The organism is Acinetobacter genomosp. 15BJ (assembly GCF_000400715.1).
Lineage (GTDB): Bacteria > Pseudomonadota > Gammaproteobacteria > Pseudomonadales > Moraxellaceae > Acinetobacter.
This window is the reverse complement of record NZ_KE007346.1, coordinates 208,574-221,066: the sequence shown is the minus strand read 5'-3', so window position 1 is coordinate 221,066 and position 12,493 is coordinate 208,574. Positions and strand designations below refer to the sequence as shown.

9 protein-coding genes and 1 tRNA gene are annotated in these 12,493 nt (G+C 41.3%); 5 read left to right on the top strand and 5 right to left on the bottom strand.

Annotation, left to right across the window (positions count from 1 at the left end; genetic code table 11):
* Positions 1 to 65 precede the first annotated feature (65 nt).
* Together gltS and F896_RS15585 are read right to left on the bottom strand one after the other, a co-directional pair.
* A complete protein-coding gene (gene gltS / locus F896_RS15580) occupies positions 66 to 1,301 on the bottom strand; it encodes a sodium/glutamate symporter (RefSeq protein WP_005192821.1) in 1,236 nt (411 codons plus the stop codon).
* 189 nt (positions 1,302 to 1,490) lie between these two features.
* On the bottom strand, positions 1,491 to 2,840 hold the full coding sequence (locus tag F896_RS15585) for a DcaP family trimeric outer membrane transporter (protein WP_016162707.1): 1,350 nt from the start codon (positions 2,838 to 2,840) through the stop codon (positions 1,491 to 1,493).
* Positions 2,841 to 3,263: 423 nt separating this feature from the next.
* On the opposite strand from F896_RS15585, the gene F896_RS15590 reads away from it, so the two are divergent.
* Positions 3,264 to 3,968, top strand: a complete 705-nt coding sequence (locus F896_RS15590) for a nitroreductase (RefSeq protein WP_016162706.1) — start codon at positions 3,264 to 3,266, stop codon at positions 3,966 to 3,968.
* Positions 3,969 to 3,994: 26 nt separating this feature from the next.
* Here the strand turns inward: F896_RS15590 and F896_RS15595 are convergent, their stop codons facing one another.
* Positions 3,995 to 5,209, bottom strand: coding sequence for a multidrug effflux MFS transporter (locus tag F896_RS15595; RefSeq protein WP_005192829.1), 1,215 nt, complete (start codon positions 5,207 to 5,209; stop codon positions 3,995 to 3,997).
* A 107-nt stretch (positions 5,210 to 5,316) separates the two neighbouring features.
* On the opposite strand from F896_RS15595, the gene yccS reads away from it, so the two are divergent.
* The 4 genes from yccS to F896_RS15615 all read left to right on the top strand — a co-directional run bounded on the left by yccS (position 5,317) and on the right by F896_RS15615 (position 11,784).
* Positions 5,317 to 7,491 carry a YccS family putative transporter gene (yccS, locus tag F896_RS15600; RefSeq protein ID WP_016162705.1) on the top strand — a complete coding sequence of 725 codons (2,175 nt, stop codon included), beginning with the start codon at positions 5,317 to 5,319 and terminating at the stop codon, positions 7,489 to 7,491.
* Between the two features lie 106 nt (positions 7,492 to 7,597).
* Complete coding sequence (locus F896_RS15605; protein ID WP_004802952.1) at positions 7,598 to 8,179, top strand: YcxB family protein; 582 nt, start codon at positions 7,598 to 7,600, stop codon at positions 8,177 to 8,179.
* A 162-nt stretch (positions 8,180 to 8,341) separates the two neighbouring features.
* Positions 8,342 to 10,879, top strand: coding sequence for a PepSY domain-containing protein (locus F896_RS15610; RefSeq protein ID WP_016162704.1), 2,538 nt, complete (start codon positions 8,342 to 8,344; stop codon positions 10,877 to 10,879).
* A gap of 119 nt (positions 10,880 to 10,998) precedes the next feature.
* Positions 10,999 to 11,784, top strand: a complete 786-nt coding sequence (locus tag F896_RS15615) for a YdcF family protein (protein WP_016162703.1) — start codon at positions 10,999 to 11,001, stop codon at positions 11,782 to 11,784.
* A gap of 25 nt (positions 11,785 to 11,809) precedes the next feature.
* Here F896_RS15615 and F896_RS15620 read toward each other — a convergent pair whose 3' ends face one another.
* Both F896_RS15620 and F896_RS15625 read right to left on the bottom strand, forming a co-directional pair.
* On the bottom strand, positions 11,810 to 12,292 hold the full coding sequence (locus F896_RS15620) for a DUF2750 domain-containing protein (RefSeq protein ID WP_004802944.1): 483 nt from the start codon (positions 12,290 to 12,292) through the stop codon (positions 11,810 to 11,812).
* 88 nt (positions 12,293 to 12,380) lie between these two features.
* Positions 12,381 to 12,456: transfer RNA gene (locus F896_RS15625), tRNA-Val, on the bottom strand.
* Between the last annotated feature and the right edge of the window lie 37 nt (positions 12,457 to 12,493).

Sequence of the window (12,493 nt, the reverse complement as noted above, 5' to 3'; positions counted from 1 at the left end):
CATCCGTACATATACGATAACAATGGATGAATCAAAAAAGCCCCGCATGGGGCTTTTGATCCGACTTAGGCAAAGAATTTCAAAATTAATTGAATTACTGTTGCGTTAATTAAATCAACGAAGAACGCACCACAAAGAGGAACAATCAGGAACGCTTTATGAGATGGTCCATACATATTGGTAATCGCTTGCATGTTTGCAACTGCAGTTGGTGTTGCCCCCATACCGAAACCACAGTGACCTGCTGCCAATACTGCTGCATCATAGTTTTTACCCATGACGCGGAAGGTAATGAACGCTGCATATAATGCCATCGTAATGGTTTGCGCACCTAAAATAACGACAAGCGGGCCAGCCAAATCTGCCAACTGCCATAATTTTAATGAAAGCAATGCCATCGCAAGATAAAGTGATAATGACGCATTACCAAACACATCAATTGCACGGTCAAAGATATCTACTTTTAATACGCTTTCTAAGATATTGCGTAAGATCACACCACCGCCAAGTGCCCAAACAAATGTTGGTAACTCAAACCAAGTGCCCTTACTGAAACCTGTCATGAATTCTGCAAAAGCTAAACAAGCAGCAAACATACCCAAAGTGGTAATCGCATTATCAGCCGTAATTAAACGAACCTGATGTGGATTTTCAAATGGTGCTAGCTCATCAGGATGTTGATCTAAATGCGTATCGCGATCTTTGATCTCTGCTGGTGTTTGGGCTTGAGCAAGGCTATAACGGTTAATCAACAATTTCGCCAATGGACCACCGATAATACCACCGATAATCAGACCGAAAGTTGCACTCGCCATACCTAAAGCCAACGCACCTTGAATCCCATGCTGAGTTTCAAGAATTTCACCCCATGCACCTGCGGTACCATGACCACCAGTGAGTGTGATTGAACCTGCAATCAAACCAATTAAAGGATCAATACCCAATATGGTAGCTAGGCTCATACCCACAGCATTCTGCACCACAATAAATGAAGCGACGCAGATCAAGAATAGAACTAAACCGATTCCCCCCTCTTTCAACTTCATAAAATTGGCACTTAAGCCAATCGAAGCAAAGAAGATCAACATAAAACTGGTTTGTAATTCACTACTAAAGACAATACTGTAACCCCAAAGCGAGTGTACAAGTAGTGAAAGTACCGCTGCAACCAAACCACCAGCCACAGGCTCAGGAATGTTATAGCGTTTTAAGAAGTCAATTTTATTAACGAGCAAACGTCCTAATAACAAGACGATGACCGCCGAAATTAGGGTATAGAAACCATTAAAAGTAAATTCCATATCTTCTTCCGTTTATTTTATTCGTTCTAGCGATGGTTTTTTCACCACTTTGAAACGCATAAAATAGTAACTCTCAAAATGAGTGAAAACTCAATCAACTTAATAAAAAGCATACAGTTCTAAGCAAGAACTAAGGCCTATTTCGTCGATCAGTTTTCACGGATGATTTACACCTATTGGATAGGTGGCTTAGAAGTTATAGCGAGCCATGGCCCCTACACGATTATCCTTACCTTTTTGTCCATCAAAGGTTTTACGTTCACCGTAGACATACTCTAGACCAAACGTAATTGGTGTAACGGGCGAATACATGATATTCCACCAACCTTGTTGCAAAGTTTTGTTCTGTGCAGCATCTTTTGCGATAACAGCCTGTTTAGCAAAGTCATTACTATCATCAGCAAACATTGCGCCATAAGCCAAAGTACTACGCAATTTAGGATTAATTTGATAAGTCGCCCCTACGGTGAGAGCATCAAACTCATTCAGATTTAAACCAAAGTTATTTGGGTTTACGTTGTAAGCATTATTGGTATACAACAAGAATTTACTATCGCCCTTCACATGCGAATAGTCGATCATCGCCTGCAATGCATCGGTGAACTTATATTTTGCACCAACAGCCGCACCCCAACCTAATTCTGACTCGTTGGCACTCAGTTGTTTGTCATTGTTATAAGCCGCTCGACTGCGTGCTTCGGTAATCAGTGCTCGTGCAGAAGTCGTACCCTTACCTTCAGCAAAATCATATTTTAATTTTGAAGTTAAAGCAGGTGCTCGGTTATCGTCATTGCCTTTTTCCAAGGCAACAAAATAATGTGTATTTGGATTAAATGCACCACTATAACGAACCATTGGTGTACGGTAAGTCCCGATACCCAAAGGTGAGTTGAAATCAAGCATTTCTGGCTGTAAGTCTGTTGCCAAGAAAGTTGAGGTGGTTTGACCAAATAGCCAGTCATTCATTGTTAAATAAGCATGGCGAATACGAATGGTGTCATTGCTGCTACCACCACGGAAATCGACTTCTAACTTACCACCCACTTCAGCGCCTTCGACTGGTGCTTTAAAATCAAGCCCCAAACGGGTAACTGTTGCCGTGCTGTAGAAGCGATCACTGTTCTTTTCAGCACCTTCTAAATCAACCTTATTGATGCGGTTAAATATCCCGTCACCACCTTTCGATTGATAAGAAGCATCACCACGTAAGAAACCGTGTAATTTAACTTCTGCGCCAGAAGCAGTGTTAAACACCAATTGCGACTTTTTAGGGACAGCGGGTGCCACAACTACATTTGCAGGATGATCTGGATGTGTTTCTTTAAAATTAGAATGTTCCTGTACAGGAGCAAGGTCATTTTTTTGTTTTGCTTGGGGAACATATTGCTGTAATAAAGCTTTTAATTCCTTCACTTCATCACGAAGTTGTTGAATCTGTTCTTGATCACTAGCAGCGTGCGCGTTGTTCATCATTAAGGCAGCAACAGTGATTGCTAAACCTTGTAGTACGAACGGCTTACGGATGAGAGATACACTCATGAGAAGCTCCTTGTATCTGTGTATATTTCAACATTTTCTAGCAGCATAGAATTGGATAAATTTGCTATGCCTGAAATAGAAAATTCCCCTCACCTTATCAGTAAGGAAAGCCCAATCAGTTTTTTAAAAAGGGCGTATTATGCATAAATTTCGAATATTGTGTGTACTTTTTATTTAAGGAGTTTTCATCATTCTCACGTGAATAAAAAAATAGTTTTTCGATTTCATTATGTTACTAATAGTTTTCTTTTTCACACAAACCAAACAAAACATATAAAACATACTACAACTTATCTTGCAGCCTTCTTTTTTTGTTTGTTTCTTATACACACCTAAAGTTGTATGTGAAAAACTATCATCAAAAACCATTTATTGATTTATAGTCAGCACACATTAAAAGATCAAGATGATGAGGAGTTTTTTATGAACACGGAACAAGTCCGCTATGTAGATGAAGCGATTAAGTCTCGTCATTCAGTCCGTGCATTTTTAGATACCCCTGTCGAAACACAAACCATCAAAGATATTTTAGCGGTAGCAAGTCGTGCACCTTCTGGCACCAATGTCCAACCGTGGAAAGTCTATGTGGTTACAGGGCAAAAACGTGCAGAGATGATTGATCGTGTTTGTACAGCCCAAATTGAACTGCTACAAAAACCTGAACTTGCAGCACAATATCAAGAGACTTTTGCCTATTATCCTGAAACATGGATTTCCCCTTTTATTGACCGTCGTCGTGCCAATGGTTGGGGGCTCTACGGTCTACTCGGTATTCAAAAAGGCGAAAAAGAAAAAATGGCAGCACAACAACTGCGTAACTTCCAATTGTTCGATGCACCTGTTGCCTTGTATTTTACCGTCAATAAAGTCATGGGCATCGGTTCAAAAATGGATATTTCCATGATGATTCAAAATGTCATGGTGGCGGCCAAAGCACGTGGCTTAGATACTTGTCCACAGGCGGCATGGAATCACTTCCACCCAATCGTGCTGGATATTTTGGGTGCACCAGAAGACGAAGAACTGGTCTGTGCCGTGGCTTTAGGTTATGCCGACCCAGACCATATTGTGAATACTTTCATTACACCACGCGAGCCCGTTGAAAATTTTACGGTGTTTCTCGATTAAACATGTACGTAGATCAAGCAGTTTCTCTAAGCAGAGAGACTGCTTTGCTGTTTCCCGACTTTTAAAATGGCAAACAATCCTGCGCTGGTAAATAACAGCATCATGATGCCCATATTCAAAGATGCTTTCCATACCAAGAAATTCAAGATAATTCCCGCTAGTAGACCACAAGCAAACTGCATGCTGCCCATAATGGCACTCGCCGTACCTGCACGCGCACCTTGCTGAGACATCGCCAAAGCCATGGCATTTGGCCCTGTTAAACCAATTCCTGACACCACCAAGAATAAGCCCGACATTAACAATAATAACGGTGCATCTGCCATAAGCCCTGCACTCAGCACAATCAATGCCCCAAAACACTGAATTAAACCGCCCAAACGTAGGCGTTGGAAAATTCCCATTCGGGTATTCAGATGTTTATTCAGCGAGGACATCAACATGATCCCTGCAGCATTCAACGCAAATGCATAAGAAAAGTGCTGCTGTGACAGTCCATATTGTCCCATAAATACTTCGGAAGCAGAGCTGATATAGCAGAACAAGGCTGCACCCGTTAAACAACCTGCAAACATTGGTACTCTAAAGCTTTCATCTTTGAGAATGGCAGCATAGAGTGTAGTCACTTGGTAGGCTGATAATTTTAAACGGCGTTCAACAGGCAGTGATTCTTTAAAGAAGAAATGTACACAGAGCCAGCACATCACCCCAATCATTGATAAAGTGATAAAAATCGCTTGCCATGGAAAGAAATTAAGAATCCATGCACCAAAGATTGGCGCCAGAATCGGTGCTAATCCCATCACAATCATCATGCTGGAAAAGGCTTGTGCAGAGCCGTGCATATCCAGACGATCACGAATGGTTGCTCGCGCCATAACCACACCGACACAACCACCTAAAGCTTGAAAGATACGGGCTGCAATCAAAGCCCACTCATTGGTTGCAAATACACAGGCTAAACTGGCGATCGCATAAAGTCCCAAGCCAAAATATAAAGGCTTTTTACGTCCAATACGGTCACTGACGGGCCCATAAATCAATTGTCCAATCGCCAGTCCCAAAAAATAAGCGGGTAAGGTATTGGCAACCATTTGTGTACTGACCCCGAACTCATCTGCCATTTGCGGCAAAGCGGGTAAATACATATCGATCGACAACGGCCCTAATGCGGTTAACAAAGCAAGCAACAAAATCCATGCTGTTGAATATTGACGCTGATTGGTTTGCTCTGCCTGCATAATGCTCTACTTTTCATGTTAATCACCATTCTAAGCTTAGCATCCTCAACATATTTGTGCATAATAAGAATCAGAAAATTGATTGCAGAATACAAAAAGGACAAACTTTGAATCCTTGGTTCGGACGTTTAAGACAAGCAACCTATAACACCACGTTTATGTATAACGTGCGTATGTTAATCGCCTTTACGGGGACTGCTTTTGTTCCCTATCTTTTAGATTATCAATTGGCAACGATTCCCTTGACACTCGGTGTCGTTGCAGCAGCCATTAGTGATATTGATGACCGCTTTTCTGTGCGCATCATGAACCTGATTTATACCTATATCGGTTTCTTCATTACAGCGGCTTCGGTTCAACTGCTATTCCCCTATCCGATCGCCTTTGCAATTGGATTAATTGCCTCTTGTATCGGCTGGATCTTATTGGGTTCCTTAGGTCGTCGCTATGCCACCATTTCCTATGGTTGCCTCGTCATTTCGGTCTATTCCATGTTGGGCGTACATTTATTTGAACAATGGTATCTGCAACCCGCTCTTCTTGTTGTCGGTGCGGCTTGGTATGGTTTACTTTCAACCATCAGCTTTCTGCTGTTCCCCGTACGTAAAGTTCAAGATCAACTGGCTGCATCCTACACCGCCTTAGGGAGTTTCTTATTCGCTAAATCAAACTTATTTGATGTGGATATGACACCCTCTAGCTATCAACAAAGTATGATTGATATCGCCATGGAAAATGGCAAGTTGGTCGCAATCTTTAACGATATGCGGATGTCACTGTTGACACGCCTCAAAGGTGACCGCGGACAGAAAGGAACTCGACGAAGTCTGCAATACTATTTTGTCGCTCAAGATATTCATGAGCGTGCCGATTCAGCACATATTGACTATCAAAAACTAGCTAAGGTCTTTCAACATAGTGATATTTTATTTCGCTTTCAAAGGATCTTATCGATCCAAGGTAAAGCCTGTCAGGATTTAGCTCAATCTATTTTAAGTCGTACCCGTTATGTGCATAACAAGCGCTTTAAGCATAGTTTTGAGAACTTGCGTTTATCATTAGAAAAACTGCGCAAAGATGGACACTATGATCAAGTCAGGATTAATGCCTTATTTGCACTTTATCAAAACCTCAAATCGATTGATGCACAATTACAAAACCTAGAAACAGAACGAAATCTGCAAAAGATCAATGCACAACATACCGAAAGCCAATTAAAAGATGATGATCTAAAAGGTTGGAATGACATTATGGTGAGGGTGAAACAGCATCTCACACCAGAGTCAGTGTTATTCCGTCATGCCGTGCGTTTATCCATCGTCCTCTTTATTGGCTATCTGTTTATCCAGCTCACCAATATCGCGTATGGTTACTGGATTTTACTCACTGCATTATTTGTATGCCAACCCAACTTCAATGCCACCAAACGACGCTTGTATTTACGTATCGTCGGAACATTGGTCGGTATTATCGTGGGTCTCGCCATCATCTACTTTATTCCTTCAATCGAAGGTCAATTGGTGATGTTGATCCTGAGCGGTGTACTGTTTCTGGAGCTACGCAGTAAGCAATATGCGCAAGCCACTGCATTCATTACCATCCTTGCTTTAATCAACTTTAATCTGGACGGCTCTGCATTTGCAGCAGGTTTGCCACGTTTTATTGATACGGTTATTGGCTGTGCCTTGGCATGGTTTGGTGTCAGCTTTATCTGGCCAGACTGGAAATTCCGCAGATTACCGCGCTCGATTCAACGTTCTCTACAGGCGCAATGTAAATATCTTGCCGAAGTTGTAGAGCAGTATCATCAAGGTCGTAATAATGCCTTGAATTATCGCGTGGTTCGACGTGCTGCACACAATACTGATGCCGAAGTGGCTTCCCTGATTTCAACCATTGCAACCGAACCAAATATTGATGTAAATCAAAAAAGTTTAGCTTTTGAATTTTTATGCCTGAGCCATACTTTTTTAAGCTATATCGCGGCATTAGGTGCGCACCGTGAGCAAATCCAAGATCAGGAAGTATTGGGTTTACTCGATCAAGCTTTGGATGACATTCAAGGTGCGTTGCTCAGAGATGAAGTTCCTGATTTATCAGCACAAAATCTAATGCAAACCATCCGTGATCGGCTCAGCCGCAATGAAGATAATGATCCAGAATCGCTGATTATTTTGCAGCAACTTTCACTGATGCTGAGTGTGTTAACACGTTTAAGTATGTTAAAACAAAGCCTCAGTCATGAGCCTAATGAAGATGGTACCGAATTTGCTTCACTTTAATGGCTGTTGTGATTGCAATAGCCGCCCATGATTCGCCATTGGCATAATATCTTTGCATGCCAATAGGTGTTAAACTTAACCCCGTTATATACTCGTTTTTTATACTATGACCGCCAAAACGCTATACGCTTATACGCTACAACCTGTTCCTTACGAAGTTTCTGAAGCTGAACAACGTCAAGCTCAACTGATGATTTGGCGTAGTACCAACAAATTCAGCCGCAAAGCATGGATGATTATGATTGCACTGGTTGTGCTTTCATTGGTTGCTGCAGGACTTATTAAATATTACTCCACTTACTCAACCGTGATTTGTTGGGTGGTGATTGTGAGTGTGGTACTGTTCTATTTGATCAAACGTTTTGGTCTGGAGTGGTACGTTAAACGCAAGATGACTGAATTCCCAGTACAGGAAATTAAAGGTCTACGTTTAGGTGTACAACCCCACGGTATCGTGATGCGCCAAAAGATGGGCTTGCAAGAAGGTACAGCAACGATTGGTTGGAAAGACATTTACGAATGGTATAGTTCGCCTGACTTTATTTTGGTGAACTTTAAGGTAAAAACAAAAGGCGAAGAACAACAAGGCGCCTATATTTTGCCAAAGCGTATGGACTCGAAAAATTTCTCTTTCAATACCGTACGTAGACACCTGAATGAAACAGTAGGTGCACCTAAATCAATTTAAGTTTTAGTCTCTGACTTAAAGACCTCCCTACATGGGAGGTTTTTTAATACCCATTAAATAAATGAGAATCAAAATCAATATTACCTGCAAAATCCATATTATGTTCTTATTCTTGGGTTATAATTTTTTACATGAATTCCATTATCTTTCCATTCTTTGACCATGTTTAAAAAAGTTTTCTTCCAAATCCATTGGTTTTTAGGGATTACCGCGGGGCTTATTCTCTCTTTGATGGGGGTAACAGGTGCAATCTATTCATACGAACCACAGATCCTAAAATGGATCAACCAAGACAGCTATGTCGTTGAGGTTGCCCAAACACCGAAACTCACCCCTGCCCAACTGTATCAACATTTCAATCAACAACAACCCGAAATTGAAATTAACAGCATTACTATCGCCGCTGATCCAACCGAATCGTCAACCGTCAATATTAAAAAAGAAGGTGCGCGTCGTGGCTATAATATGATGGTCAACCCCTATACAGCGGCCGTATTACCTGAAGTTAAAGGTCGTGATACGCTGCAATTTATTCAGCGTTTACACCGTAATTTAACTGCGGGTGAGTTTGGCGCACAGATTACTGGGGCATCGACCCTGATGCTGATTTTCTTTGTATTGAGTGGCATCTATCTGCGCTTTCCAAAGAAGCATAGCTTTAAACAATGGTTTTTTATTAAACCTAAACTGAAAGGTCGTAATTTTATTTGGGATCTACATGCAGTGGTGGGAACCTGGGTGGTTGTGTTCTATCTACTGTTTGCATGTACAGGCTTATATTGGTCATATGACTGGTGGCGTGCGGGCATGTTCAAAGTCATGGGAGTTGAACAACCACAACGTAATCAACAAAATAATGACCGTGGTAAAGATAAACAACCAGAGCTAGAAAAAACGCAGGTCAATACCATCCTGACGCAAACATGGACAGGGGTAAATGCACAGATTGGGCGTGAATATTCTAGCCTGACCTTAAATATTCCTAAACGTGATGATGCCAAAGTTGAACTTTCATTTGTCGATGCTATTCCACAACATGAGCGCGCACGTAACCAAGCAGTCTATAATTATCAAGACAATAAATTCGAAAAATTTGAACTCTATGAAGACAAAAAGCTCAATGAAAAAATCATGAGCAGTATGCTGCCAGTACATCGCGGTAGTTTCTTTGGTTCAACCTATCAATTTATTGCCATGCTAGCTTCATTGGCCATGCCACTGTTTTTTGTAACAGGTTGGATGCTGTATCTAAAACGTCGTAAACAGAAGAAATTAACTCAAGCGGCACGTCAGTCACTCAGCGCACAGCAAATTGATCCAAATGCTAAGCCTTGGCTGATTACTTATGCAACGCAAACTGGTGTGGCTGAACAACTGGCTTGGCGTACAGCGACCAGCTTGCAAGAAGCACAACAGCCAACCACGGTTAAACCAATTCAACAACTGACTGAGCAAGAGCTATTGCAGGCACCACAGGTTTTATTCGTCGTCAGTACCTATGGTACAGGTGAGGCACCTGATCTGGCCGCAAGTTTCAGCAAGAAACTGATGCAACAAAAGCTTGATCTTAGCCAAATGCAATATGCTGTACTCGCGCTAGGCTCTAAAGAATACCCTGATAGTTATTGCAGCTTCGGTTATGCAGTTGATGCATGGTTAAAGCAATGTCATGCGCAACCATTATTCGACTTGATCGAAGTAGATAACGCCAATAGCAACGACATTCAGCAATGGAATCAAGCTCTTTCGATAGTGACCAAGCATGAACTACATGCAATGAATATTGAGAAAGTGTTTGATCAATGGACGCTAAGCGAACGCACCCTGCTCAATCCAGACAGCTTAGGGCAAGCAGCCTATAATATTGAGCTTTGCACGACTTCAGATATGACATGGCATGCTGGCGATATTGCAGAAATTCAACCTGCCAATAGTTTGACTGATATTCAGAATTTCTTGATCAAGTATCAAACACCAGCACATAGTATCGTTGAATCATTGAAGCAAAATATTGAACAAGCACTTTGGGATAGAAATCTTCGGGTTGAAATCCAGCCGTTTAGTACACTTGAAGACTTACTGGAGCAGTTACCCCCCCTACCCGCACGTGAGTATTCGATTGCCAGCATTCCATCTCAACAAGTACTACGACTAGTGATTCGCCAAAAACGCGATGAAAATGATCAACTCGGTCTTGGTTCTGGCTGGCTAACCGAATTTGCACAACCGAAACAAAGCATCGCCCTGCGTATTCGGACCAATGAATCATTTCATTTAATTGACGATAACCGCCCTATTATCTGTATTGGTAATGGTACTGGTATCGCAGGTCTGATGAGCTTGTTACAGCAACGTAATCGACAAAACTATACTGCCAACTGGCTGATCTTTGGTGAACGTCAACGTGAACATGACTTCTTCTATCAAGAAACCATTCAAGCCTGGTTAAACATGGGAACATTACAACGTTTAGACCTCGCCTTTTCTCGCGATCAAGAACAGCGTATCTATGTTCAGGACGTATTGCGCAACAATGCTGATGAACTGATCAAATGGATTGAGCAAGGCGCGGTGATTTATGTCTGTGGTAGCATTGAAGGTATGGCTTCAGGTGTCGATCAGGCATTGATGGATATTCTCAGCGAAGAAAAACTGGATGAGTTAAGACAAACTGGTCGTTATCGTCGAGACGTTTATTAATTCTTTTCTATAAAAAAACGAGTGCCAGCCACTCGTTTTTTTATAAGACAATAAGAGGATTTGCCTTTCTCTGAATTTTGCATACACTTAGCACGGTTCAAATCGACACAATTAAGATTATGCAAATAAGTTCGTGGGTTCGTATTATTTTAGCCCTTATCGGTTCAGTTCTATTCTTAGATGGCGCAATTCTGATCGCTTTTAAAAAGATTCATATCGGAACAGTACTGCCGCTGCTACTTGGACTATTTTTCTGTCTCTATGCTTATTTCTATTATCATATTGAACGTTTCTTTTTCTACCATTTCCGTTTGCATTCAATCTGGCGCTTTGGCTGGCTCTGTTTCTGGATTTGGTTAGTTAGCTTAGGCTATTTCTTTGATTATCTTTCAGATAACAATACCAAAACTCAAAATATCCCTGCGGTTAAAGCGATTATTGTATTAGGTAGTGGTGTGGAGAAAGGACAACCATCTGCAACGCTCGCAAAACGTTTAGATCGTGCTGCACCTGTTGCTTTAGCTCAGCCTCAAGCAAAATTAGTCATGACAGGTGGTATTGATTTTGGTGAAACAGACAGCGAAGCTATCGTGATGTCGCATTATGTACAACAACACTATCACATTCCTGCATCACAAATCATTCTGGAAGACAAAAGTACCAGCACTGAGCTAAATCTCAAAAATAGCCAAACCTTATTGCAAGCACAACACATCAATATTCAACAGCCAATTGCAATTGTGACCAGTGATTTCCATACCCTACGTGCCTCAGCAATTGCCAAGAAACAGGGGTATCGCAATATCACCATGCTAGGAGCAACCACACCTCTAGCAACACGTTATAATGCATGGTTAAGAGAATATTTTGCTTATGCCAGTGGTTGGATCTTAAATGAATATTGATTATTAAAGACTTCACCCTTCAATACTACGATGAAGCTGAGTTATGCAAACGAATATCGCGCGGTAAAGGAAGTTTTAACTCAGCAAAGACATCAGGACGTTGTAAATATATTTGGTATAAAAAATTCTTAATATCCAATAACAAAGAATCAGGGGAAACCAATAAATTATTTCCCTCTGGGGTTAAATCTAGAGATAAAATCGTATTATTTTCTTTTAAAAATGGAATCAATTTTTCAATAAAAGCCAGTAATGGTACTTCCTGAATTTCGTATTGCGCCCAATTGTCTTTAATCAGCAGTTTTGCCAAACTTTTATTCTGCCACACTGATAAAGCATGCTGTCCAGATGGTGTTGAGCATAAGGCCCAACCATCGTGATACAGTGCAATCACATGACGTTGCATAACAATATTTTGAATGAACTGACGGTAAGCGTCTTTGAGTGAAGAACCAGAAGGTGTAGTTTGAGATTTCGACGCAGCCTTGCGTTGATAAGGGTTTCTCATAAAGTACTTCAATATTAGAATCATTATTGACGCTAATCATAGAATAACTTTGTATGGATTACAATGATATGAGATTTAGGGAGATATATGGTGGGCGCTGACGGGATCGAACCGCCGACATTCTGCTTGTAAGGCAGACGCTCTACCAACTGAGCTAAGCGCCCTGAGCGAGGATAAACAAAGCAAAGCTTTGTCTGAGCG

What these genes read in the sequence shown, in the direction of transcription:
- gltS (WP_005192821.1), bottom strand. Translation starts at nt 1,301, where the DNA reads ATGGAATTTACTTTTAATGGTTTCTATACCCTAATTTCGGCGGTCATC.
- F896_RS15585 (WP_016162707.1), bottom strand. Translation starts at nt 2,840, where the DNA reads ATGAGTGTATCTCTCATCCGTAAGCCGTTCGTACTACAAGGTTTAGCA.
- F896_RS15590 (WP_016162706.1), top strand. Translation starts at nt 3,264, where the DNA reads ATGAACACGGAACAAGTCCGCTATGTAGATGAAGCGATTAAGTCTCGT.
- F896_RS15595 (WP_005192829.1), bottom strand. Translation starts at nt 5,209, where the DNA reads ATGCAGGCAGAGCAAACCAATCAGCGTCAATATTCAACAGCATGGATT.
- F896_RS15605 (WP_004802952.1), top strand. Translation starts at nt 7,598, where the DNA reads ATGACCGCCAAAACGCTATACGCTTATACGCTACAACCTGTTCCTTAC.
- F896_RS15610 (WP_016162704.1), top strand. Translation starts at nt 8,342, where the DNA reads ATGTTTAAAAAAGTTTTCTTCCAAATCCATTGGTTTTTAGGGATTACC.
- F896_RS15615 (WP_016162703.1), top strand. Translation starts at nt 10,999, where the DNA reads ATGCAAATAAGTTCGTGGGTTCGTATTATTTTAGCCCTTATCGGTTCA.
- F896_RS15620 (WP_004802944.1), bottom strand. Translation starts at nt 12,292, where the DNA reads ATGAGAAACCCTTATCAACGCAAGGCTGCGTCGAAATCTCAAACTACA.